Raw genomic sequence first — 26,358 nt, 5'->3', positions numbered from 1 at the left:
CCTTAAACCTGTTTAACTTCCAACTCAGTTTTTTTCTCTGCCTGTAATCTGGCCAGTTTCCTTGCCTGTAATTTCTTTTGATATTTGGATTGAACTACATCTATAATTATGAGTACAGCAATTACAAAGTAGAAAGTAGTTTTGCTCATTGGAGTGATCTCATTTCCAAAAATGTAGATATGCGCCAAATGACCACCTTCTGTTAATAACATAATACCGACAATAAAAAGAATAAATAACCCAAGCACTTCATACATTCTGTTTTTTTGCAAGAATGTAGAAACTGTACCCGATAGCCAAATCATCAGTAAACCTCCTATGATTATGGCTGTAGCCATTACCCAGAAAACTTTAGTGAGTGCCATGGCACTAAGGATGGAATCGAAAGAGAAAACGATATTCATTAATATTATCCAGAATATAATGGTATTTACAGAAGCTTCTTTCTTTTTTCCATGATCAGCCTCTTCAAGACTTAGCATATGGATAATTTCCTTTGTTGCGGTATAAAGAATAAAAATGCCACCAATCAGCACAATAAGGCTGTGGACATTCATTTTAGCAGATAAAATATCGGGAATATCGAATTTTAAGAATGGATCCTGAAAATATTCTATTACGGAGATAAGCACGAATAATAACCCAATTCTAAGGATCATTGCCACCCCTATGCCCATCTTTCTAACAAATGCCTGTTTCTCTTTGGCCACTCTTTGAGATTCCAGGGAAATATATAACAAATTATCAAGGCCAAGAACTGCCTGAAGCAAAACCAGCATTAACAGGGTTAGGATATTTTCAATCATGTTGTTTGTTTTTTCAGGTTAGTTATCATTTCTAATGAAAAAAGGTGAAATTAAATTCCACCTTTATAAGTGCCAGAATTTCGCTACGGGTTACAAATTATATGGTATTTTTTTCTGTCCTAGCACTTATATAATTCCTTTAAAGTTATCAGATCAAAAAATAAATACAAATAGAATTATGTTTTCCTAAGGTTAATTTTTTATTTCCGGTTTCACTTCAATTAAAGAAATATCAATTTCTTCATCTTCATCTTCCACATAAAAATTATCATATTTCTCAAATAATGATTGAAGAGAAATTCTTTCCTTAGTGATATCGAATGACCTGAGTAAACAAGGAAGTAAAATAAGGTTGGTAATCATGGCGATTAAAAGAGTCGTTGAGGTCAAAGCGCCTAAGGCTACTGTTCCTCCAAAATCAGATGCTCCGAAAATCACAAAACCGAAAAACAATACAATTGAAGTATAAATCATACTGGTTCCCGTTTCTTTCAAACTTATGGAAATTGCCTTGACTACATCGAAATTATGGGCCACCAATTCCTGCCGGTATTTGGCCAGAAAGTGGATGGAATCATCCACTGATATCCCAAAAGCAATACTAAACACCAAAACAGTACTTGGTTTCAATGGCACATTTAAAAAGCCCATTAACCCGGCAGTGACTATCAATGGAACCATGTTAGGAACAAGGGAAATGATAATCATCCTGACATTTTTAAATAATGTACCCATGATTAAGGCAATTAGGAAAAATGCGATAATCATACTGGTCCTCAGGTTGCTGATCAGGTACTGATTTCCTTTTATAAAAAGCAGGGTTGTTCCTGTAACATGGACTTCATTCTCTGTTTCTGCAAAGATAGAATCAATGGCCGGGCGAATTTTTTGATTCACCAGCGTATCCATTTTAATTGATCCCAAATCCGCCACTTTCATCGAAACCCTGATAATCTGGCCAGAGGTATCCACAAATGAATTAAGAACATCATTTTGCTGATCGGCATTTTTAAGATATCGTTGAATAAAGGCTTCGTCTCTCTTTGCCGGAAGTTTATAATCCTTGGGATTATTATTGAAATAGGCCTGGTTGGCAGCCTTATAAAAACTCACTAAGGAAACCGGGTTAGTAACTTCAGGAAGTGAAGAAAGATATGTCTCCAGTTCTTCCACTTTTTGGATATTTGATCTTTTTCTTATTCCCTTTTTCTTTTTGGTATCTACCACAATCTCCAAAGGCATTATTCCCTTAAAATTACTTTCAAAGAAAGCCAGGTCCTTCCTAATGATGCTATCTTCAGGGATATCATCTACCATAAAGGCAATTGCCCTGATTTTCCACATACCAACTAATGAAACACAAACCAAAACAATGGTAATAGCATAAACTGTCCCTCGATGATAATTAATTAATTTATCAAAAAACAACAGAATTTTGTTGATCGGCTCAAAACTTAAATGCCTGATATGCCTGCTTTCTGGTGCCGGCCGGTAGGAGAATACTGCTGGAATAAAAATAATACTGATAAGGAAAGTTCCAATGATATTGATGGTAGCAACAATTCCAAATTCTTTTAAAACACTTATATCAGTAAAAGTTAGTACGAAAAAACCTATGGCAGTAGTCGTATTGGTAATTAAAGTTACTATACCTATTTTCCTGATAATTCTACTTAATGCCTTGTTTTTATCGCCATGGAGAGCATATTCCTGATGGTATTTATTTAAAAGGTAAATACAATTGGGAATACCGATTACTACCAAAATTGGAGGTAGTAATCCGGTAAGCATGGTAATTTTGTAACCCAGTAGGGCAATGGTTCCAAGTGTCCAGATGACCACCATTCCTATCACTGCGAGAGAAAATATTACTGGAGAAAAGGAACGGAAAAATAAAAAAAGGATTACTCCGGTAATGATCAGTGAAAATACAAGGAACATATTAAGCTCCTTTTTTACCTGAGACTGAATTGAAGTTCTCACATAAGGAAGCCCAGCATAGTGAAGATGGATTCCGGTAGATTCACTAAATTCCTCCCCTGCCTCGGTAATTTTATCCACCACATTTCCCCTTCTTTTCGAATTGAGATATTTCTCATCCATTGAAATCAGGATCACTGTAGCTAAATTTTCAGGATTAAAAAGCCGCCCTTCAAAGTATTTTAACTGAAAGGTAAATTTTAAAATACTATCCAGTTCTGCCTGAGTAGTGGGGTTTTGACTAAATATTTTTGGACTTTCAAACTTTTTTTCTGCCTTATTATTTAAAAGATAATAAGTTTTTGGGATGGATACTACATCTATTATACCTTCCTGTTCTGAAATAAAATCATTGAATTCAGCAAAGGCATTAAACTTTTCCAGTTGGTAAAGAGAACTGTCTTTTATCCCTATGGCAAACATATTGGCATCTTCTCCAAACACCCGATTGAATTCACTGTAATAAATCATATCAGGATCATCGGGAGGAACTATCTTCATAAAGTCATATGATAGTTCAGCTTTTCTACCAAAAAATCCCATTAATGCTGTTAAAACCACCAGACCAATGATCAGGGAAAGTCGGTTTTTAAGAATAAATTTTGCCAGCCAGGTCCACATGTTACTAATGAATTTCCCTCAACAGGGTTTGAATTTTATTGATGCCCAACAAAAAATCAGGGCTGAAATTATTTATTTAAGGTTTAGGTCCGATTATCGGACTAAACTTTTTAGTAAAAGTTTAACATTTTAATTGCCGCAACAGCTGCTTCTACCCCCTTATTCCCATGTTTTCCTCCAGCTCTGTCCAATGCTTGTTGCAAATTGTTAGGTGTTAATACTCCAAAAATGACAGGTTTGTTATATTTAAGCGATACATTGGTCAATCCATGAGCTACTGCATCACAAATAAAATCAAAATGTTTGGTCTCTCCCTGAATGACACAACCAAGGCAAATCACAGCATCAATTTCCTCAAGCTGGGCCATATATTGAGCACCCAGGCTTAGTTCATAAGCTCCGGGAACTTCTCTTTTAATGATATTATCTTTTAGGGCACCTTCTTTCAAAAGTGTTTCTTCCACGCCTTGATAAAGTGGATTGGTAATCTGCTCATTATATTCAGAAATGACTATACCAAACTTTTTCTGGGAAATATCTGCCAGGTTTTCCTTATTATATTCACTTAAACTTTTTAATGAAGAGGCCATTTATTATTAATTATATTTTTGGGTTTCATTCAAAGGATGCAAAGTTAGTAATTCTTTAGTTAAAGGCTGCGAAAAAGCATTCAAGCTTTAATGCTATCTTACTTCCTTCAATTTAAAAAAATCAGGCTCGTTAATTAGCAAGTGTATAGCTCGCCTTCCGGGTAATGGTGAAAAAACTGTTATCTATTTGATTAAAAATAACTTCCTGATACTCAGGGTAAATAAAGGTAATACCGTTTATCTGGTTCACACCATATTTCCCATCTCTTAGCAAAATAATATAGTCATTCCCACAATCCTGCACTTCCTCATATCGTGGGTAAAGAATTGAAAAATCCTTACTTGAAATCATTCCGTATTTTCCATCTTTTTTTATAATGAAGTTGCCGAAAGCTGATCTTTGAATATTATCCCATTCGGGAGCAATGACTTTTTTTTCCTGTTTATTTATAATGCCAAACTTGCCCTCCTGCTTTATTTTAGCAAATCCCTTTTTAAAAGGATATACTTCTTCAAATTTTGGTTGGATTACGAATGATTCTCTTTTGTCAATATAGCCCCATCGACCATTAAGTTGAAAGCCGGCCAGGTTTTCGGAAAAATTCTGCACATTTTCATACCTGTTAGAAATTCTGATTCTCCCCAAGTAATCAAGAAAGCCATAACTATTCATAATTTTGGCCCTGAATAATTTTTCACCCGACTGTTGGTCTACTTCAAGTCCGCTAAAAGCCTTAAAGTTGGGCGCATCTTTTTCCTCAATATCCATGAAAGTCATCTGCCCTTTTTTGTAAACTTTTATGATGCCATCGTCCGATGGTTTTGATATTGAATCGTATACTGGTTCCAGCATAAGTGATCCAAATTGATTAAGCAGGCCCTTCTTTCCCTTCTCTTCGATTTCTACGCAGCCACTTTCCAGCACTTTATATTTCAGGGAGCTTTTGTATAGCTCAATTCCCGAAGGATTAACAGTTCCCCATTCGTTGTTGTCATGGAAAACAAAATATTTATGGTTAATAACCTGAATATCATCAATATAAGGACTAATTATCCACTTACCATCGCTGTCAATTACACCAAAAAGACCGCCTTCTGCTACAGGAGCATAATCGTGCTTAAAAGGTTTGGCATTTTCAAAAGAAAACACCGGGTTCAGTTTTTTATCAGTAAAGATTTTCTGCCCATTTGCTTCTATCAGGTAAAACTCATTGGAAAATTCACTAATAAAATCGTAATTTCCATTGGTAATATTTTCGCCTTTGGTATTGAATAGTTCTGGCTGATTAAGCTTTGTTGCTCTAATTAAGCCTGATTTGTCCAGTGAGATTTTATCATAGGCTATCGGGATAATATTTTGCCATTTAGAATTAATCACACCAACCTTATTTCCACTTTTTATGATTAATAAATCGTCAACCAGATGTGTGAGATTAAGATTTGTATCAAAGCCAAAGAGTTCATTCTCTTTATTTACCCATCCTGCTTTTCCATTCATAAAAATTTGAAAAACATCTGGAGCAATATTTTGAAGACTGTCACAATATAAATCCAATTCTTTTTCTGAAGAGGGTTTTGCAAGGGAAAACCGCGTGAAGGGAGTAATGTTCAATTCCTGGTTTTTGCCCACAATTGATTTATTTCTAAAATCAACCAACACATTTCCGTTGGGCTCAATAATTCCAAAGCGATAATCTTTTATTGCAATGGCTTTTCCGTGTTCGAAAGGAAATACTTCAATAAAAGATAAGTCACTTATTTTCTCCCCTTTAGAATTATAGATTTCCCACAATTGCATATCATTTAACCCGGCAAAAATACCGTCACCAAGCTCCTTCAACTGATTGTATTTACAGGGAATCAATTCCTTTCCGTTGAGGGAATAAAGCCCAACTTTTCGCTGGTCTTCAGTTTGAATTTGTGTTTTAAAAAACTGGCCTGTTTCATCTCTTTCCAGTTGGGTAAACTGAGGTTGAATTACAAAACTTCCATCTTCAGCAATTGCTCCATAGGTAATGGCCCAGTTGTCACTATTGAGCATCCCAACCTTTGCAATCTGTTGTTCAAAAAAATTAATGGAATGGAATTGAGGAGAAACAACTTCTTCACCCTTCACCGTAATCAAACCCCAAAAACTACCTTGTTTAAAGCCTACTTTATCATTATAAAATTTGGGCAGGCTATCTGTATTGGCCCAGCCCAGTGAATCGTATTTACAATCAATCAGGTATTTTCCTTTTTTATTGATTAGTCCAAATTTTCCATCCAATTTCACAATTGCATTTCCTTCAGCAAATGGAGAGGCTTTTTGGAAAATAGGCTCTACCACTATTTTATTTTTCGATGGCAGGATATAACCAAAAAGCTGATTTTCTTCCGATTGAAAAGGGACGGGAAATTCCGATTGGCCCCAAACCAGATTTGATAAAATACAGGTAAAAAAAATACTAAAAGCTAATTCCAAAATGGTTTTGGAAAGTTTAAAAAATTTCATTGCCAACACGTATCCTTTCGGGTATTACTTTTTCTTAAAACCCAAAGGTATGGCTTTGGGCTGAATTTAGCTTGCTTAATTCCTTATGAAACAATCTTTAGGATTTAAACCGGCTTATTTATATATCGGTTATAAATATCTTTTATTGATTCATAAGTATTGTTAAATGCAACAGATTCCACTTCATTAGCAGTAAACCATCTAATTTCTTCAATATCTTCCTCCAATTGTGGTTTTGCATTTTGATCATTTTCACAATTCATCAAATACCAATGGGTCTCTTTTAAAATATCCTTTCCTTTTTGAATATAAGTATGCCAGGTTTCTCCAATTTTTTGATTTAGACTTACTTCAATACCACATTCTTCGTTTACTTCTCTCACTGCCGCTAATTCAATTTCCTCCCCTTTTTCCACCTTTCCTTTTGGTAAATCCCACTTTTTCCACCTGGAAATAAATAAAAACTGCTCATCCTTTTTTACAAGACCTCCTGCCGCTTCAATAAGCTTAAATTTTGATTTGAGCTTCTCAATCACTTTTTTATAATCACTTACCTTAAATACCATATGAGCCTTGCCTTTTATTTTGCTTTCCACTGCCATCTGGTAATGTTCCCAAATTTGCGAAAATGAAGCATTACCCAAAACATACATTTTTTCACTTTCTATATATTGAGTTTGGGCAGGCAGGATGTCAAAACAAATTTCATTGGTAAAAAATCTCATATTTTTGATATTGTTTAAAATACTCGAATTGATTTGGACATGGAAGTGAGTACAGCCGAATAAGAAGGTCTTGAAACCACAAATAATATGCTTGTGGCAAAATCAGATATGAGCCTCATTAATTTCGGAGAAATTGAAAGTATAATCACACTTTGAATGAAAGGTCCCACAAGCTTTATTTCTGATAATTAATTTTAGCAGGAAACTTTGAATAATCAGCATCATCAGAAGAAAAATTCTGGGTAGCCTTAAACATAGGCGGTTGATCTGAATCTTTAGGCACATCCAGAAAAACACCACAACCCAAAAACACATATTTCTGGTTTTCGATATTTGCCCTGTGACCTGGAGATTTCATCCATTGGGTTACCATCGCTCTTGCAGCATTCCAATAAGTATGATTTTTTATAGGCTCTCCTCTAAATTCCAGGCTGAAATACCCCCCGTTTTGTGAAGGAAGATAAAAGGATTCCCCTTCTTTCATTTCAAGAGCGTAAGAATAGGCAATATTTTCACCGGCATAAATATTTTCCAATCCCACCAGCTTTAGCCGGTCACTCAAATGCTTTTTCCCTTTTACTTTACTGGTATGACTTACAAACCTGTACTTTACCATATCTCTGGAATGTTCAAAAGCCGCTTTTTCCAATGCCTTGGAATATTTGAAAGGGGGGAGAGCATTTAAAACTCTTTGCCGGTTAGTTTCATAAAAAATAGCCGCATGAAGTAATGCATAATCTATTTCTTCAAAATTGATTCTCTCGTGTACTGGCTCATATTTCTGAAAGGTAGTATACTCGAAATCCTGGTACATGGAATCTGTCCACTGTGCATTTACAGTAAATGGGGAAAGACAAATTACCAATATTAATATCTTAAAGAATGGATTCATTATAATTAGAAAACTGACAAAACGAATTAAAGGTTATCTACTAAATCAACATTAAAAATTGGAAGATAAATATTTTCCAGGTTCAAAATAATTAAAAAAATGCTCTTTTGTGAATAAAAAGGCCTTTTCAAAGGATTATTTTTCATTCCAATCCTAAATTGATTGCCCCATATCTTTTTCCTCTATTAATTAAAATTGCAAACCATTTTAAATTCTTTCTAAGCAGATAAAAATAAAGCCTTTCCCATTTATCGAGAAAGGCTAATTATTTTAGATCAAATTAATAGAATTACAACTTGATATAAATTTTCTTTCGGTAGAGTATCCAAACTGGGATAAAGCACATGAATGCATAAAACAAGGCCCAAAGCAATGAGGCCATTTTAGGATCCATTCCAAAATCCACTAGACCATTATAAAAAACTGACCGCAAAGAAAATAAATTGAAAATTGTATAAAGAATTCCGGACAATACATAAGCAGTAATGGCATTGGCTCCGAATATCAGTCCTATTTTTGTCCATTTTTTATATCCTAAAACATCCACAAACCAAATTGAACAGGCTAGAGTAAGACCCGCCAGGCCTGAAGAATATAACACATAAGAACTTGACCAAAGGTTTTTGTTTATAGGGAAGAACCAATCCCAAATTCCCCCCAGAATAAAACTTAGAAATCCAAAGGTGAATAACCACACTATTTTTTTATTTTGATCCATGTTGCTAATAATCAGGTGTCCGGCCAACATTCCCGTAATTCCTGTGACAATAGCCGGGAAAGTACTTAACAACCCTTCAGGGTCCCAGTTTCCCTGATATAGCCTGCCAGGAACTAGCAGACTATCAATATAGGCTGCCAGGTTTTTTCCTGGTTCTAAAACTCCAATCCCTACACCCGGAACAGGAATTAGCATCATAGCCGCCCAGTAAAGCAACAAGGTTATTCCTCCAATTTTAGCCTGGGTTTTCCAATCTGTATGAAGAAATAAAAGCCCACAGGCAAAATAACAGATTGCGATTCTCTGAAGGACACCCGGAATTCTTAAATTCATAAAATCGAATTTTGGAAAAAGAGCCAGAAATATCCCCAAAGCAAAAATCTTTAAAGACCTTATTACTAATTTTTTTATTATTTCTGACTTAGGTTTATTTACTTCTAATTGTTTGGTAAATGCGAGCGTAATGGAAACTCCCATTATAAAAACAAAGAAAGGAAATACCAGGTCAGTTGGAGTAACACCATGCCATGACGCATGTAAAAGCGGAGGGTAAACATTTGACCATGAACCTGGTGTATTTACTATAATCATTCCTGCAATGGTAAGCCCTCTGAAGGCATCAAGGGAAATTAACCGTTGCTGAGTTTTGTTTGTTGCTGTTTTTGTTGCTTCCATATAATTTAAAAATAAAAATTTCAAGCCTGAGAATTTCTCATTTACCCATACCTGAAATTCAAGTAAAGTCGCCAGATAAAAACTGGAAAGTAAAATTATAAAAAAAATGTGTCCGAGCACATTTAATCAATCACCAAACAAAGCCTATCCCCCAATTTGTAGTATAATTTCAGGCATTAACAAAATTCACCTACAAAAATCGCTAATTAGTCGCAGCGTTTTGGAAGTTTCTTCCGTGATTAAAAACAGACACAGCGTAAATAATCTTTCAACCAGCTTATTTTCTTTAAATTAAAAATAAGCTCAACTAACTCATTTAGGCCTACAAAATAATCAATTGGTAATGGAGCTCTTCACCATTGGCTAATTTATTAAATTACTCAGGATGTTTGTGGATTAAAACCCGCAAAAATTTCCTCAATTCACTAATTAAATTCAATACCTGAACTGGTAATCTAATTGAAATCAGACCACATAATTGTGGAAATTAAAGTATCAAAATCATTAAATTAGGTAATGGTTTTGGTAACCTGACACTTTAATTCAATCTCTTTATGGCTATCTAATTTAGCCTGGGGATTATGCGAAATCTTATTTGTTAAAAAACTCAACTTTAAATAATTATGAAAATCTTTCCCAAGATAATTAAACTTTGGCCAGCATTCTTTTTTCTGGTTTTAATGGGGCTGCAAGGCTGCGAGGATAAATGCGAAAGTGTTTACACCTACATGACTTACGAACCTGTATATATGTCTTTTGCTGAGCTGAGGAGTGCTATTACTGAAACTACTCCCCAAACCATAGAAACTCCGGGGAAAATTTATTTGTATGATAATTATCTCCTCATCAATGAAGTAAATAAGGGAATTCATGTAATTGATAATGAAAATCCCGCTTCTCCCCAGAAATTAAAATTTATTGAGATTCCCGGAAATGTGGATATGGCGGTAAAAAACGGTTTTTTATATGCTGACAGCTATGTGGATTTGGTAGTGTTGGATATTTCTGATATCAATTCTGTGAAGGAAGTAAACCGGGTGGAGGATGTATTTCCAATTCATGTAAATTGGGAAAGACATTTTACTTTTGATCAAAGCCAGGGAGTTGTAACAGACTGGATAGAAAATGAAGTAACAGAAACCAGAGATTGTGGATCAAATCAGGTAAGCGTTTGGAGAGAAGGCGTATTTTTTGACCTTTCAAATGCGCAAAGAGGCAATAGTACAAACTTTACTCCTCCTTCCTCCCCAACAAGTATTGGAGGTTCAATGGCGAGGTTTACTGTGGTGGATAATTATTTATATACTGTTGATGAATCCTCGCTTAATCCATTCGATATATCATCCCCATCCGATCCAGTGAAAGGAGACCAAATCTGGACTGGATTTGGGATTGAAACCATTTTCCCTTACAAAGATCATTTATTTCTTGGCGGACAGACAGGAATGCAAATATTCAGTCTGAAAAATGCAGCTGCCCCAGAGTTTGTTTCCAATTATGCACATATCAATAGCTGTGATCCTGTAGTGGTAAATGACGATTATGCCTATGTAACCCTCAGAAGTGGAAATCCCTGTGTAGAGGTTGTCAATCAATTGGATGTACTTGATATTTCTGAAATTGAGAATCCCAAACTGCTTAAGTCTTTTTCTATGCAAAATCCCCATGGGCTGGGTATAGATGGAAACAATTTATTTATATGTGAAGGAGAATTTGGTCTTAAACATTTTGATGCCGCTGATCCACTAAAAGTTGGTGAAAACATGATTTCCCATTTTGACGATATGCATGCTTTTGATGTAATTCCTTATGATAACCGATTGATGATGATTGGTAATGATGGATTGTACCAATATGATTATTCTGGAAATGAATTAAAACTTTTAAGTACCTTAACGATTGTACCAAAACCTTAAAAAATCTCCATCTAAAATATACCAGGAATGACTTTCAATAAATTTTTAAGACCGGGACTATTTATCATCTTTTTGCTCATTTCGATTTATGGGTTTTCCCAAAAAGGAGAATCAGATATAGTAAAACTCAAAAACGGAAGTGAAATAAAGGGAAAAATAATTTTGGAAGATACAGAGAAAATCGAAATTCAGACATATGACAAAAGCATCTGGGTATTTACTCACGATGAAATTGAAAGTAAAACCATCATTCCTGTAAAAACAAAAAATAAATCCATAGCAGCCAATGGACCAAGGTTTGTAAACCTTAGTTCAATTGGCTTGTTGATTGGCCGATCATTTGGCAGTAATTTCAATAGTTTTTCCAGCCCCACTGAGGCCTCCTTAAGCCTTCATACTTTTAATGGAATTCAGGTTACTCGGGGATTTGGAATTGGGGCTGGATTTGGGATTGATGGATACCAAACTATGGTGATGATGCCCCTTACTTTACAAGTCACTGGGGATATTGCTCCAACCAAAATAACGCCCTTTTATGTAGCGGCATTGGGTCATGGTATGGTTTGGCTAAAAAATGATGGTGAAACTGTTTACAAAGGAGGAACAACTTACGAAATAGGAGGTGGTTTAAAAGTCTATACTGGAGCCTCACACCATGCTTTTACTTTTTATTTAGGTTATAAAAGTCAGAAAATGTCCACTAATTATTCTGGCTGGGGATGGGGAAATTCTGGTAATGTAACCGACTCTTATACTATGAACAGAACAAATTTTCGAATTGGTTTTGCATTTTAACCCAATAAAAAGGAGGTCACATCCAGTGCAGAATCTTCTGGTATTTCCTCCATGGGTAGATGCCCGACTAAATCATAAATAATTAAATCATTGGTAGGAATTATTTCATGGAATCTGTAGGCATTTGCCACAGGAATCCAGCAATCTTCTTTTCCCCACAGGATTAAAGTTGGTACTTTTAAATCCTTTAGGTGATTTGAGTTATCCTTATAACGACTGTTTACCATCTTGAGAAAAGCCTCAGGGTTTCCTTCTCTGGTAAACAAGTCGTAATAACGGTCGGCCAACTCCTGAGTTACTTTCGACTTATTAAAATAAACTTCCCTTACAAAATCTTCTAATAAAGATTTCCTGATTACAAATTTGATAACCTTGTTTAAAAATGGCGTTTTAGCCATTCTGAAAGGAAGTGGTAATTGATTGTCGGTGATAAAGCCCGCTGCATCAATTAAAATCAGCTTTTTTACTTTTTTGGGAAACTGAAGGGCATATTCCCATGCAATCCAACCTCCAAGGGAACTTCCGGCAATACTTACTTTTTCAATTTTCAACATTCTCAGGAAGCAATCAATATATCTCAGGTAAGTTGGAATATTATATTGATCATTCGGCATTGGCCCGGTTAAACCAAAAGCAGGCAAATCCAGCCGGATCACTGTAAATTTTTTCGAAAGGATTTTAGTCCATTCATCAAAAGTGTGAAGGGAAGAAAATGAACCGTGAAGGAGAAGCAAATTGGGACCCCTTCCTTCTTTTCGATAGTGAATCAAGGTTCCTTTTACAGGTAAGAACCGTGAATGTTCATTGGTATATTTTTGAATAAGCTCAGTCACAAAAAATTGCTGGTTGTTATTGGAATAAGGTGAATCACTCGGGCCTGGCGCCCCAATCAAATATAATTTAATTAAGAAAAAATTAACTTTTCTTTAAAGGAATCAATGGTAAAAATGTTAGTAGCTTTTAGATGGGTCTATTAATAAAAACGCGTATCAGGTACATAAAGTGTCAGTAGGCATATTATAATGAAAATTTGGGAATAATTCAAAAATACGCTTAATAATCATTATCCTTTCTATGTCAAAAGATAATTCACAATTTTCTATCAGGTTGTTTTGTGTTTAAGCACATTACATCCTAATATTGAGCAGCTTTAAAGCCTATCCTAAGACAACATTAAACGATCATTTTTTTCGGATTTTTTGTTCAAACCAATTTAGAATATGAGAAAAAGCCTCAACCTGCTTATCTCGATAGGAATTCCATTATTAATCCTGATACTACCCCAATCAGTTTTCCCTTTTGAAAATTTTACCATTATAGAACAAAGGGTGGTAGCTATTTTCTTTCTGGCTGCCCTTTTTTGGGTATTAGAACCCATTCCTATTTATGCTACTTCAGTTTTGATAATTGTACTGGAACTTATGATGCTCACAGAAAGTAGCTTTGTGCTGTTCCAGGATCATGGGAACAGAGAAAACTTTGGGAATTATCTGAGCTATAAAGAAATAATGGGAACTTTTGCTTCTCCTATCATTATGCTTTTTCTGGGCGGTTTTTTCCTTGCCATGTCAGCCACTAAGTACAGACTTGATCAAAATTTAGCAAGAGTGTTGTTAAAACCATTTGGTAAAAATCCGAAAATGGTCATGCTTGGGTTGATGAGTATTACAGCTATATTTTCCATGTTCATGAGTAATACCGCTACCACCGCTATGATGCTTTCTATTCTCACACCGGTTTTAGCAGTTTTTACACCAAATGATAAGGGAAAAGTAGCATTTGCATTGGCAATTCCGGTTGCAGCAAATATTGGGGGAATTGGTACTCCTATTGGAACCCCACCTAATGCTATTGCACTTAAATATCTTATCGGTGACGATTTGGTAACTTTCAGCCAATGGATGGGGTTTGGGATACCATTTGTGATTATTCTTTTACTTTTTTCGTGGGTTTTATTGGCTGTTTTGTTTCCCATTGAAACCAAAGAAATTAATCTGGATATAAAGGGAAAGTTTTTGAAGTCTCAAAAGGCGATTATTGTCTACTTTACTTTCAGCATTACGATTTTACTCTGGTTAACCGATTTTATCCATGGAATGAATTCATATGTGGTTGCCCTTATCCCGGTGGCCGTATTTTCTGCTTTGAGTATAATCAACAAAGAGGACTTAAAAAAATTGAGTTGGGATGTTTTGTGGCTGGTTTCAGGAGGAATTGCCCTGGGTATTGCTCTGGAAAAAAGTGGGCTGGCTTTAACTGCGGTGGAAAGTATCCCTTTTGAAAATTTCCCCCCATTATTGATTGTGGTTGCCGCATCAATATTAGCTCTTACTATGGCCAATTTTATGTCAAACACCGCTACGGCTAACCTACTGCTTCCGATTATTGCTGCTCTTGGCACATCTCTAAGTAGTCTTGATGACTTTGGAGGCAATCAAATGCTTATTCTGGCGGTAACCTTTGCAGCTTCTATGGGAATGGCTTTGCCTATCAGTACACCTCCCAATGCGCTGGCCCATGCCACAGGACTAATTCAGACAAATCAAATGACAAAAGTGGGGTTAATTGTAGGACTTTCAGGAGTGTTACTTACCTATTTAATGTTGTATATTATGAACCTAATCAACTTTTTTTAAGGAAAATTTATAGAGGTGAGTAGTAAACGTTTTTTACAAAGTGTAGATTTAGACTGGCTAAAGGAGGCCTACTTTTCAAACCCTGAACAGCGCAGAAGCCTGAAAAAGGGGGATGTCCTGATGAAACAGGGTGAGAAAAATGATAAATTATATCTCATTCTAAGCGGAAGTTTAGTTGCGCATTTAACAAATGAGGAAGGAAATAATTTTGAGGTTTTTCGGTCCACTACCGATATGTTTGTTGGGGTTTATAGCTTTTTTTCAAAAACTTTTTCGAGTTATGCTACTATACTGGCAGAAGAAGATAGTGAACTGGCTTTCATTGATTCCCATCAGGATGTGGTAGAAGATGATGAATGCCGAACTTTTGTAGAGCATTTTATGCCTATTGTGGTGAGCGAAATTTCTGCAAGACAGCTCATGGCTCAAAGAGTAGCTATGGAGAAGGAAAATACCTTAAAAAAACTGCTACAAACTGAAAAAATGGCAACACTTGGCCAAATGGCTGCAGGATTAGCTCATGAATTAAACAATGCCATTGGTGTACTTCAAAGAAAAACAGAATGGCTTTCCGAAGAAATATCTGAATACCTTAATGAAAAGGATACTAAAGGAATGTTTTCCTTTTTCAAAATCGGATTAAAAAAAGGACAATTCCTTTCCAGTTCAGACGTGAGGAAAAGGCAAAAAGAATTACAAAGCAAATATCCACTTGACAATAACCTGGCGAAAAAACTGGCAAAAACCGGGTTAACCGATGATGAACTTTTACCATTTAAGGAAGAGATCTTGGAAGGTGCAGAGCGAATGAATTATTATTGGGAAATAGGATCTACATTTCACGATATGCTTTTGGCGTCAAATCATGCAGTTCATGTAGTGAAATCTGTGAAACAATTGGGAGTAGCCAATGTGGGAAAAACTGAAGATCTTGATCTTAATGAATCCATTAAGGAGGCACTTTCCTTACTAAAAAGTATCTTGAGAAGAGTTGATCTAAAACTAGAGTTGGGAGAATTAAAAACTATTTCTGCCAATAGTGGAGAACTCGTTCAGATTTGGCTTAATATCATCAAAAATGGTTGTGAAAGTATGCTGAACAGCAATACCGTGTCACCAACAATTTTGGTAAAATCTACTATGAAAGGTAGGTGGATTAATGTAATAATTGAAGACAATGGCCCTGGAATTCCCGATGATTTAAAAGATAAGATATTTCAACCCAGTTTTACCACCAAAAAAGATGGGTTATCTTTTGGTCTGGGTTTAGGGTTAGCCATAGTGCAGAGGTTGGTTGAAAATTATAGTGGAAAAATTGGGGTTGAAAGCCGACCCGGAAAAACAACATTTAAAATAAAATTACCTGTTTCCTAAATTAAAAGAAAATGGAAAAGCTGTATATAATTTGTGTTGACGACCAAAGAGAAGTTTTATCAACTATAGCCAAAGATTTAGCAGTTTTCGAAAATGACCTGATAATCGAAGAATGTGAATCGGCTACAGAAGCAGAAGAACTTATTGATGAAATTGATTCGGAAGGGGATTTTGTTGCTTTAATTATTTCCGACCATGTAATGCCTGGGAAAAGTGGGGTTGATTTCCTGAGTGATGTCAATAAAGATGAGCGATTTCCTAATACCCAAAAAATATTACTCACCGGATTAGCTACTCATCAGGATACAATTGAAGCAATTAATTCAGCCAGTATTAATCAATATCTGGAAAAACCCTGGAATAAGGAAGAATTGATAAAGTCGGTAAAGAAATTACTGACCAGGTTTATTTTAAAAACTGGGTTGGACTACCAAAAATATCTTCCTCTTACTGATCAGGAAACATTATTTGAAATATTAAAGAAACAAGGGTAAAAAATAAAAAAAAACGGACTGTCAAATAGTTTTGGTAGTCCGTTTTTTTTAGCATTAACTGGAAATTAACTTTCTACAGATTCATCCGGGAGTTTGCCTACCATTTTCTCTAATTTTTCAATTTTTGCCATGTATTCCCTTTCTTTTCTTTGAACCTGTTCCTGAGTTGCCTGCATTTCTTCCATATTCTGTCTCATTTCCTCGTCCTTCATTCTCAATTCTTCTGACTGAATTTGAGATTCTTCCAATAAACTCTTTGTCCTTTTATTCACCGAAATACTTGATATTGTAGAGGCAATACTTTCAGAAAGTCGCTCAATGAACTCAATATCATGTTTGGAAAATACTTTAAATGAAGCTATTTCGATAACCCCATAAATTTCCTCATTAAATTTCAGAGGAACTACCAAAATTGATCTTGGATTCGACTTGCCCAGCCCGGAAGTAATTTGTACAAATTCTTCAGGCACATCCGTCATAAATACAGTATCCTTTTCTCTCCAAACCTGACCAGCAATGCCTTCTCCATAGTTTACTCTCTTTTTAAGGTGTTTTCGCTTTTTCCAGGCATAACATCCAATCAGTTCTAAGTGTTTATCATCCAGGTTTTCTTCATTCAGGATAAAGAATGCTCCCTGATTGGCATCCATATACTTCACCAATTCAGAAATTAATTTTGGACCTAATTCTTCAAATGAATCGGTACTACTTCTTAATAATTCTCCGAATTTCGCATAACCTTCATTCGCCCAATTTCTAAACTTATCTTCCTCAGCAACCATTTTCAGGTTATCACGCATAGCTAATAAAGAATTTCCCAATTCATCCTCTTCGCTTAATGCATGGTATTCCATGTCATAATTTCCTTTCCCAATTTCATTGGCAAATTTTGAAGTTTCTTTTAACCCTGAAACCAAATGGTTTACAGATTCCATTGTGGCTCCTATTTCATCCTTTAATGTATAATTTAGATTTTCTGCCAATTGACCTTTACTAAGCTTTTCTACAGTTAATTGAATCTCTTTCACCGGTACAGTAATCCTGTTGGCAGTAAGTAAAGAGGTAAGTATAGAAATGGCCATAATTACCAATCCACTAATAATGATACTAATGGTTATATAATAGTTATTAGTTAGGAGTTCTTCTCTGGCAGTGTTTTTTTCTAAAACTTTTTGGTCTATTAATGTTTCCAGATCGGCAACTAGACTTTTACTTAAAGGCAGGATATGAAAATCCAGATTTTCTTCAGCTTCAAATTTTATTTGAGGATCATCATACGATTCAAATTCAGATAGTGAAGTCATTATTTCAAGCTGCATGGCTTGAATTTCCTCATATTTTGCAAACGTAGAATCCAATGAGGCCTGAGATTCCGAATCCCAATCCTGAGCAAGTTTTTGAAGCTTTCCTTTTAGCAGAGGATAACCTTCCTTATTAATCTTCCTTAATTCCACCTTGTCTTCCTCATCCTTAATCAGGTAAACCCAATTGGTAGTTAGCTCTCTGGAATGGGTAACCAGTAATTTAAATTCATTCAAGGAACTTAAGGAAGGATCTTTTCCATCATATAAATCACTGATGATGGATTCTGATTTTTGAATAATGATGTAGTTAAATACTGCACTTACAGAAAAGAGTATTACCAAAATAAAAAAGCCTGTAATAATTTTTCCTCTTATCGTATCAAAAAACCTAAACTTCATGGTTGTTATTTAATTTTGAATTGGTCTCATTTTGGATACTTTATGAATATCCATGTTTTTAATGCCTGGTTAACATTTATATTGTTAATTTTTCTACATTAATTCCACATTTTAATAGCCATGGAATTGGCGATTATTAATTGTTTTACCTTAAGTGATTTCAGCTGGCAGGAGGTAGGTTGTTAATTTATTTCAGGTTATATTTTAAATCTCTTAATTTTTTTATTGAATTATGGGATAATACCATTTGGTACTCACTTCAGAAATTTCTCCTTATTCTGGTAATTCGTAATTACTATGCTTAATTTAGTGTTTTGAACACTTTATTTTTTGTTATTTTTTGATAGAGTGAAGGGGATTTTTACAAAAAATAATTTTTCATTTTTTTGATCTAAAGAATTATAAATATATGGGTTGTGGCTCTTGCTCCACAGGTGCTTGTGGTTCGGTTGCTGCAGAATCTACTATCCAAAGCAACACAAATGGGAAATGTAGTTCGGGCGGGTGCAGTAAAATGAACTCCTTTGACTGGCTGGGAAATATGGATCTTCCCGGAGAAACCTCTTTTAATATTGTTGAGGTAAAGTTCAAAGGTGGCAGAAAGGAGTTTTTCAGAAATATTAATAATTTGGACCTTACCACTGGTGATTCAGTGGTAGTAGAGGTTCAAAATGGGTATCATCTAGGTTTTGTGGCCTTACAGGGAGAACTGGTAAGGCTTCAGATGATTAAGAAAAATATAAAAGACGATGACAAGGTAAAACAGATTTATCGTAAGGCGAGTGAAAAAGACCTTGAAAAGTTTGAAAAGGTAAAAAAACGGGAATTGCCTACCATGTTCCGTACACGGGAAATTATCCAAAATCAAAAACTACAGATGAAATTATCGGATGTAGAGTTTCAGGCGGATAATACCAAGGCAACATTTTATTACTCTGCTGATGAAAGGGTTGACTTCAGAGAGTTGATTAAGATAATTGCCGGGGAATTTAAAATCAGGGTAGAGATGCGTCAGATAAGTCTCAGGCAGGAAGCCAGCAGGATAGGAGGGCTTGGTTCCTGTGGAAGAGAACTTTGTTGCTCTACCTGGCTAACTGATTTTAAAAGTGTTTCTACCGGTGCAGCCAGATACCAAAACCTTTCCTTAAATCCCCATAAATTATCCGGTCAGTGTGGAAGGCTTAAGTGTTGCTTAAATTATGAACTGGAAACTTATATGGATGCTCTGGTTGATATTCCCAAAATTGAAAAACCATTACTTTTCAGCAAAGGAAAAGCTCTTTTACAAAAAGTAGATATTTTTAAAAAGGTAATGTGGTTTTGTATTGAGGGAGAAAATTCCTGGTTTTCACTTAATGTGATAGAAGTAAAAGGTGCAATTGATACTAATAAAGCAGGAAAACCGGTAGAATTTTTCAAGGTTGAGGAGGAAATCAAAACCCTGGACTTCGAGTCTAAACTCAATGATACTTTACCCAAAAAAAATTCAAACCAGAAAAAAAGATCAAACAAAAAAAGAAGAAGGAATAGGAAAAATAAACCCAAACCTCCAAAGAAATAATTTTTTTTTTGGTTTCCAATCCCTAATTGAACTAAAGTTATTGATATTACTTATGACTAAAAATTATACACTCTGTTTAATTTTTTCCATTCTCATCCTTTCATCAGGTTGTTCCAATCAGGTAGTTTATGAAAATTACATCGACCTGAATGATAATTATTGGGCAGAGGATAATCAACTTGAATTTGCTTTTGAAATTCAGGATTCCGGAGTACCATATGACTTATCAGTGTATATTAGAAATGGATTATCTTATCCATTTTATAATCTTTATGTGAAGTACGAATTATTGGATGATAAAAAAAATACAGTTTTATCATCTGAAATGAAAGAAACCTCTCTGATGGATCCCACAACAGGAAGACCTTTAGGATCAGGAGTAGGAGATTTTTATAATAATGAGATGAATATCTTTTCAGATTTTAAATTCCAGTCTCCAGGAAAATATTCTTTAAAAATCAATCAATATATGAGAATGGACTCCTTACCTGATATCACTGCTATAGGATTAAAGGTGGCCAAAAGTGAAGATTAGCCAAAAACTTTATGCAGAAAGCTTTCTTTCTTCCTGTTTGGCCTTTTTAATCATTTTCCGTTTAATAATAGCCTTTCTGATATCATCAAGATCTCCTCTGGGGATGGCATTAATTAATTTTTTGGTGTATTCTGATTGGGGGTCTTTATAAATATCTTCCGCAAAGTTTAATTCTTCTTTTCTACCCTTGTTCATCACCAAAATTCTATCTGCAATAAACTTTACCACCGCCAAATCATGGGAAATGAAAATTAGCGTAAGGTTCAATTTATTCTTTAAGTTATTTAGCAAATTTAACACCTGAGCTTGTACGGAAACATCCAGGGCCGAAACTGATTCATCACAAATTAAAAACTTTGGTTGTAATGCAAGCGTTCGGGCAATGCAGATTCTTTGCCTTTGGCCACCAGAAAATTCATGGGGATACCTGTTAAAATGTGCACCACTTAAGTTTACCATTTCCAGCAATTCTATAGCCCTTTCATTCATTTCCTTTTCTGTATCATAAACTTTATGAACCTTCATGGGTTCAATGATAGCATCACCTATACCTTTTCGAGGATTCAGGCTGGAATATGGATCCTGAAAAACTATTTGCATATCCTTTCTGATCGCCCCTAATTGCTTACTGTTTAGCTCCAATAAGTTTTTATTTTCAAAAACTATCTCCCCTGAAGTTGGTTCAATTAACCTTAACAAACTTCTTCCCAGAGTTGTTTTTCCACAACCAGACTCTCCCACCAGCCCCAAAGTTTCTCCGGGATACACTTCGAAAGAAATATCGTTGACTGCTTTTTTGAATTCAACTGGTCTGCCAAGCCAATCTGTTTTTTCAGGAAAGAAGGTACATAGATTTTTTACCTTTAAGATTGGTTCTTTCTTTTCCAACTCTTCAAATTGCTCCCTCAAGTCCAATTCGCTTTGGTAATTCTTCATGATAGCCTCCCCAACTGACTTGAACCTGGCATTTACCACAGTTGGAATGGAGCCATCAGAATTGATATGAAGAAAGTCTGTAATCACCGGGAGTGTTTCCAATTTTATATCTAATCTGGGCCTACAGGCAAGTAATCCATTGGTATACGGATGTGTAGGTTTTGAAAAAATATCCCATACCGAGCCTGATTCTACCACATCTCCACGAAACATCACCATGATTTCTTCCGCAATTTCAGCCACAACCCCCAGATCATGAGTTATGAAAATTATTGAAGTATCTTTGTCATCACGAAATTCCTGTAATAATTCCAAAATGGTAGCCTGAACGGTAACATCCAATGCTGTAGTGGGTTCATCGGCTAATAAAATTGAAGGTTTGCACGATAAAGCCATGGCAATCATTACCCTTTGCTTCTGGCCTCCAGATATTTTATGTGGGTATGAACTGAATATTCTTTCGGGTTCATTAATTTTTACTTTTTCAAAAAGCTCAATCGTTCTTTTTCTGGCTTCTTTTCTGGAAATATTTTCATGGTGAAGAATGGTTTCCATTACCTGATTTCCACAAGTATAAACCGGGTTTAGAGAACTCATGGGATCCTGAAAAATCATGGAAATTTCACCTCCTCTTATAGCTCTCATTTGCTTGGGACTTAGCTGTAAGATATCTACAATCCCAAATTTTCGGGAATTAAAGATAATTTCTCCACTAGTAATTTTTCCCGGAGGAGACTGAATGAGTTGTAACAAACTCATAGAGGTAACAGATTTTCCCGATCCAGACTCTCCAACGATTCCCAAAGTCTGCCCCCTTTTTAAATCAAAACTTATATTATTTACTGCAGTAATTTTACCTTCCTGATTGTGAAATTCAATTGTTAAATTTCTTACAGAAAGAATGGTATCCTGATCTATAGTATATTTTCTAATCATAGAATCGATTGATATTGAATATACGAAGCCCCGATTAAAATTTTAGTTATAAATTCATTCGGGGCCCTTTAACTACGATTGTAGTATAATTTTCCTGTTTGATGAACCAATATTTAAGGGAATTATTACAGAAAAACCCTAATATTATAATGGAATGCAGTCAGGTTTCATCAAAATATTTCTACTCCTATTAAAGTTGTCTAAACCATAAGTTTTGAGTTTCCCATTCCGGTATTCCTGCCTTTTTTAATAGTGACCAGAAGTTACCTTTACCAAACCCCATATTTGAAAACTTAGGCATGCATCATAATGTATTTTTTGATTAAAGGCGATTGAGTGAATGAAGGAGGGTATTTTTAATTCCCATGACAAAAAATAATGATTGATATGATATTGCGTTATGACAGCGCATCAAGTTTTTGAATGATCTTTTTCCAGCTTAATATTTTTTTGGAATCTCTTAAAATGGCCTTCAGAAAAAAACATACCAACATATATAAGTTAATAATTGCGGCTACTGCACTTATTTATTCCAATTATTCATTTGGACAAATGGAGTCAACCGCATTTTCAGCAACCGGAAGAGGAGGCGTTGCCACCACGTTCGTAACTGATTATCAGAGTATTGGTATTAACCCGGCTAACTTAGGTTTTCATAAGAGTTTTAGAGATCCCAAAATTACATTTGGTTTTTTTGAAGTAAATGCCACCTGGTTTTCGGAAGCGCTTTCAAGAAGAGAACTTAAGCAAACATTGTTTAATTCCAGTGAAATAAAATTTACAAGTGAGGAAAAACAAGCAGCAGCAGAAAAGTTCGCCAACACCATACAGGCGGTAAATGCTGATATAATGTTAATTGGGGGTAGTTTGAGACTTCCCAAAAACCAGGGAGTAGCTTTTAGTGTAAGAGATAGAATTCAGGTTTTTTCAAAAATTAATCAAACAACATCTGAATTGGCCTTTTTAGGTGCTAATGCAGGTTACTTTCCTCAATTATTGCTTTCGGACGGAAGCACGATCAGAAACCCAAGGCATCCGTCCAACCAGGGTATGGATGATTTGCCACAGGAAATTCAGGATCAGGTAATTCTGGGATTATATAATAATAGTGATTCCGCTAAATTTTATTCCAGAATAATGGATGGTTCAAAAGTTTCAAGTTCCTGGTTTAGAGAAATCAATGTCAGTTATGGAAAGCAGCTAGTCGACACTTATGATTTTTCTCTTTTTGCAGGGATTGGGGCCAGATATATTTTAGGTATTTTAATGATAGAAATGGAGGCAAACGGAAATGAACTGGTTTCCTCTAATATTTCCCTTTCTGCAGATTTTGGATTGGACTTTGGTGATTCAGCCTCAGTTTCAAGCCCTACTTTCAGGCCTCCGAAGGATGTAAGTACTTTTCGAAGGTTAGCTTATCCTAAACCAGTAGGCAGGGGTTTTGGCTTCGATCTTGGAATTACCATGGTAGTTAAAAGAAATTTATACATTGGGCTTGCAGTAACTAATGTAGGAAGTATAAACTGGGATGGAAATGTGTATAAGGTAAATGATGGAAAACTTGTTCAATTTGCCGGAGCTGGTTTTAATAATTTCAATATTCTCGCGAGTGATGCTGGGGCTTTCCAATTTGCCGGTGACAAATCCCCATTAGCCTGGGAAGGCTCAAATAGTTTGAAAGTACAATTACCAAGTACTATACGATTGGGTGCCAGCTACGAACTTTACAATACTTTTCATATTGGTTTTGATATTATCGCCCCAAGAAATAAAGCGCCAGGAAACCTTGAAAATACGCTTTATGCAATCGGTGGTGATTATCGTCCGAGTAAAATATTTAAAATATCCACAGGATTAAATTATGGTGGGAACAATACAAGTAAAGTTAATATACCTTTTGGTATTACCTACATTGCTCGTAAAGGATTTTATGAAAGTGGCATTGCCACCAGAGACCTCACCACATTTTTTGCTAACCTGGGCGGAGGCAGCACCATTTCACTGGCGGCAGGTTTTCTAAGGTTTAAATTTTAGGAGAGTAACGTTAATATTTTATTAGCTTTTCATATTTCCCTTTCCTGATAAAGCTGCTTATTATTCTGGCAGTATCTTTATTATCTTCAAATGGTTTAATTACCTCTTTTAATTGCTCAGGGGCAGAAAAACCTTCAGTAATATCCACAAAACCGAACCCCTGGTAAGTTCCATTTTCCACATGAATCACAGACTTTTCCTGATCATGCCTTCCAGGCTCTATGATAAAAAAGTTTTCATTTTCATAAAGAAAGAACTTAATAGCAATCCTGGCTCTTTCATTATAAATCTCCACTCCTTCTTTTTGAACACAAGCCCCATTACATTCCTGAACCAAATAATTAAAACATTCTTTCCTAGATTCATATAAACCACATAATTTTTGGCAAAGCCTATATTTTTTTAGTGCCTTTTCCAGGAGGTTTAGTCCATGAGACTTGGCATAAACTCTTGCTACTGGTTCTTTCTTAAAATCTTTTAACCTTTGCACAGAAAAAGTAATATAACCCTCAGGTGAAAAGAACTGATAAATTCCATACCTGAACTTCCCCCACTTTTGTGCACTATTAAATTTGGGCTGGTTCTTTTTTATTTCATGGGATTCTAATAAAAGGGCAACTAGTTCACTTCCGGTTTCCTCATAGGTAATATCTGAAACTTCATTTTTTAAAAGCTGACCTTTTTTAGTTTGTGCTGCAGCGAAATGGCTCATCACCCTATGCCTGATATTTTTACTCTTCCCTACATAAATAATCTCTCCATTTTTATCATGCATATAGTAAATCCCTGTTTTTTCATCCAGGTTATCTATCGTTTCTTTTGAAATATTCGGATGATGCTTAATACTATAAGTATCAATATTTAATAATTGCTCAAAAACAGGCTCATAGTTTTTTGAAAGCAATAACTCAAAAACTTTTACGGTAGCAAAAGCGTCTCCTCTGGCCCTATGCCTTCCTTCTATTTTTATTCCCAATTCTGTGCACAACTTCCCCAGGCCATAAGAAGACATTCCTTTTATCAGTTGTCTGCTTGTTTGGATTGTACACAAATTATTCCTGCGATAATTGAATCCCAGGGCCTTAAACTCACTTTTTAGAAAATTATAATCAAATCCTACATTATGTGCCACAAATATGCAGTCCTTAGTAATTTCTACAATTTGCTTAGCGATTTCGTAAAATTTGGGAGCATCGGCTACCATCTCGTTGGTAATTCCTGTCAGGCGGGAAATAAAAGGAGGGATATCTCTTTCAGGATTGACAAGTGAGGTAAATTCATCTACTATTTTTTCCCCATCATGAATAAAAATAGCGATTTCTGTAATTTTATCAGTAAATGAAATTCCTCCAGTACTTTCTATATCTACAATTGCATACATCTTATCCTTCCTGAAAAATAGAGACACTTTCCATGTCTATGTAATTTTGAATATATAGATTCACTTAGTTAAGTAAATCTCCAACCAAAGGCCTTTTCTACAACTCTGCACAATTTTCATCAGCGCAGCTTTCAAACAAAGATAACTGTTTCAATACAGGCCTTACCTTTTGTTTGGTTGCCTCATCATCGCACAGTAACAAGAAAATTTCTCCATAAGAAAAATTAGTCTCGAGCTTCTCATTAAATTTTCTTCTAAAAGCTTTAATAAAACTTTTTTCTTTAGAAGTTAAACTTAAAGTCAGCCTTTCTGTTCTTCTTATTTTTTTTCTTCTTCTGGGCATTGGGGTTAAAATAAATCCGGAACAATTCCCGGAAACCAGTTCTGGATGTAGTTTAGTTTAATTATTCGTCACTGAACCTTTATATTATTTTCACTATCAGCTTATCTCTTTCAAATAAGAATAAAGCTTTCGCAAAAATAAAATATCATTAATTAAGCCCAGCCACTTATTTCCAAAAATAGTTAATAATTTATTTAAGCTATAGGTTAATAG

The 26,358-nt window shown here is 35.3% G+C and carries 19 protein-coding genes; 8 read left to right on the top strand and 11 right to left on the bottom strand.

Annotated features, from left to right (window positions below):
* Positions 1-2: 2 nt before the first annotated feature.
* The 7 genes from A3EM_RS44515 to A3EM_RS0133910 form a co-directional block, all read right to left on the bottom strand.
* On the bottom strand, positions 3-806 hold the full coding sequence (locus A3EM_RS44515) for a TerC family protein (protein WP_020532714.1): 804 nt from the start codon (positions 804-806) through the stop codon (positions 3-5).
* A gap of 192 nt (positions 807-998) precedes the next feature.
* Positions 999-3,407 carry an efflux RND transporter permease subunit gene (locus tag A3EM_RS0133945; protein WP_020532713.1) on the bottom strand — a complete coding sequence of 803 codons (2,409 nt, stop codon included), beginning with the start codon at positions 3,405-3,407 and terminating at the stop codon, positions 999-1,001.
* A 110-nt stretch (positions 3,408-3,517) separates the two neighbouring features.
* The gene (ribH, locus tag A3EM_RS0133935) at positions 3,518-3,997 is read right to left on the bottom strand and encodes a 6,7-dimethyl-8-ribityllumazine synthase (RefSeq protein WP_020532711.1); all 480 of its coding nucleotides are present in this window, start codon (positions 3,995-3,997) and stop codon (positions 3,518-3,520) included.
* Positions 3,998-4,127: 130 nt separating this feature from the next.
* Positions 4,128-6,491 carry a WG repeat-containing protein gene (locus A3EM_RS0133930; protein ID WP_020532710.1) on the bottom strand — a complete coding sequence of 788 codons (2,364 nt, stop codon included), beginning with the start codon at positions 6,489-6,491 and terminating at the stop codon, positions 4,128-4,130.
* Positions 6,492-6,595: 104 nt separating this feature from the next.
* Positions 6,596-7,216 carry an NUDIX hydrolase gene (locus A3EM_RS44510; RefSeq protein WP_020532709.1) on the bottom strand — a complete coding sequence of 207 codons (621 nt, stop codon included), beginning with the start codon at positions 7,214-7,216 and terminating at the stop codon, positions 6,596-6,598.
* A 175-nt stretch (positions 7,217-7,391) separates the two neighbouring features.
* A complete protein-coding gene (locus A3EM_RS44505) occupies positions 7,392-8,108 on the bottom strand; it encodes a CAP domain-containing protein (RefSeq protein ID WP_020532708.1) in 717 nt (238 codons plus the stop codon).
* A gap of 289 nt (positions 8,109-8,397) precedes the next feature.
* On the bottom strand, positions 8,398-9,501 hold the full coding sequence (locus A3EM_RS0133910) for an acyltransferase family protein (RefSeq protein ID WP_044240705.1): 1,104 nt from the start codon (positions 9,499-9,501) through the stop codon (positions 8,398-8,400).
* Positions 9,502-10,124: 623 nt separating this feature from the next.
* On the opposite strand from A3EM_RS0133910, the gene A3EM_RS0133905 reads away from it, so the two are divergent.
* Positions 10,125-11,417, top strand: a complete 1,293-nt coding sequence (locus A3EM_RS0133905) for an LVIVD repeat-containing protein (RefSeq protein WP_020532705.1) — start codon at positions 10,125-10,127, stop codon at positions 11,415-11,417.
* 27 nt (positions 11,418-11,444) lie between these two features.
* A complete protein-coding gene (locus tag A3EM_RS0133900) occupies positions 11,445-12,212 on the top strand; it encodes a hypothetical protein (protein ID WP_020532704.1) in 768 nt (255 codons plus the stop codon).
* Here the strand turns inward: A3EM_RS0133900 and A3EM_RS0133895 are convergent.
* On the bottom strand, positions 12,209-13,105 hold the full coding sequence (locus A3EM_RS0133895) for an alpha/beta fold hydrolase (protein ID WP_020532703.1): 897 nt from the start codon (positions 13,103-13,105) through the stop codon (positions 12,209-12,211). The genes A3EM_RS0133900 and A3EM_RS0133895 overlap by 4 nt on opposite strands.
* Before the next feature lie 327 nt (positions 13,106-13,432).
* Here A3EM_RS0133895 and A3EM_RS0133890 point away from each other — a divergent pair, with 327 nt between their 5' ends.
* From A3EM_RS0133890 to A3EM_RS0133880, 3 genes are read left to right on the top strand one after another with little or no spacing between them, the layout of a single operon-like run.
* Positions 13,433-14,848: an SLC13 family permease gene (locus A3EM_RS0133890; protein ID WP_020532702.1), complete on the top strand. Its 1,416-nt coding sequence runs from the start codon at positions 13,433-13,435 to the stop codon at positions 14,846-14,848.
* Positions 14,849-14,863: 15 nt separating this feature from the next.
* Positions 14,864-16,222 (top strand): ATP-binding protein, encoded by a 1,359-nt coding sequence (locus A3EM_RS0133885; RefSeq protein WP_020532701.1) that lies wholly within the window; start codon positions 14,864-14,866, stop codon positions 16,220-16,222.
* An 11-nt stretch (positions 16,223-16,233) separates the two neighbouring features.
* Positions 16,234-16,716, top strand: a complete 483-nt coding sequence (locus A3EM_RS0133880; protein ID WP_020532700.1) for a response regulator — start codon at positions 16,234-16,236, stop codon at positions 16,714-16,716.
* 65 nt (positions 16,717-16,781) lie between these two features.
* Here A3EM_RS0133880 and A3EM_RS44500 read toward each other — a convergent pair whose 3' ends face one another.
* A complete protein-coding gene (locus tag A3EM_RS44500; protein ID WP_020532699.1) occupies positions 16,782-18,419 on the bottom strand; it encodes a GAF domain-containing protein in 1,638 nt (545 codons plus the stop codon).
* Between the two features lie 514 nt (positions 18,420-18,933).
* On the opposite strand from A3EM_RS44500, the gene A3EM_RS0133870 reads away from it, so the two are divergent.
* Together A3EM_RS0133870 and A3EM_RS44495 are read left to right on the top strand one after the other, a co-directional pair.
* Entirely contained in the window at positions 18,934-19,980 is a 1,047-nt protein-coding gene (locus A3EM_RS0133870; protein ID WP_245576586.1) for a PSP1 domain-containing protein, read from the top strand.
* Between the two features lie 52 nt (positions 19,981-20,032).
* The gene (locus tag A3EM_RS44495; RefSeq protein ID WP_157638227.1) at positions 20,033-20,515 is read left to right on the top strand and encodes a gliding motility lipoprotein GldH; all 483 of its coding nucleotides are present in this window, start codon (positions 20,033-20,035) and stop codon (positions 20,513-20,515) included.
* A gap of 9 nt (positions 20,516-20,524) precedes the next feature.
* Here A3EM_RS44495 and A3EM_RS0133860 read toward each other — a convergent pair whose 3' ends face one another.
* On the bottom strand, positions 20,525-22,387 hold the full coding sequence (locus A3EM_RS0133860; protein WP_020532696.1) for an ABC transporter ATP-binding protein: 1,863 nt from the start codon (positions 22,385-22,387) through the stop codon (positions 20,525-20,527).
* 465 nt (positions 22,388-22,852) lie between these two features.
* On the opposite strand from A3EM_RS0133860, the gene A3EM_RS0133850 reads away from it, so the two are divergent.
* Entirely contained in the window at positions 22,853-24,421 is a 1,569-nt protein-coding gene (locus A3EM_RS0133850; RefSeq protein WP_157638226.1) for a DUF5723 family protein, read from the top strand.
* Positions 24,422-24,431: 10 nt separating this feature from the next.
* On the opposite strand, the gene A3EM_RS0133845 is transcribed toward A3EM_RS0133850, so the two are convergent.
* The gene (locus A3EM_RS0133845) at positions 24,432-25,829 is read right to left on the bottom strand and encodes an exonuclease domain-containing protein (RefSeq protein WP_245576585.1); all 1,398 of its coding nucleotides are present in this window, start codon (positions 25,827-25,829) and stop codon (positions 24,432-24,434) included.
* Positions 25,830-26,358: the final 529 nt, after the last annotated feature.

The organism is Flexithrix dorotheae DSM 6795, assembly GCF_000379765.1.
In the GTDB taxonomy this organism is placed as follows: Bacteria; Bacteroidota; Bacteroidia; order Cytophagales; family Flammeovirgaceae; genus Flexithrix; species Flexithrix dorotheae.
The sequence above is the reverse complement of the archived record's forward strand: the minus strand, read 5'-3'. Positions and strand labels throughout refer to the sequence as shown.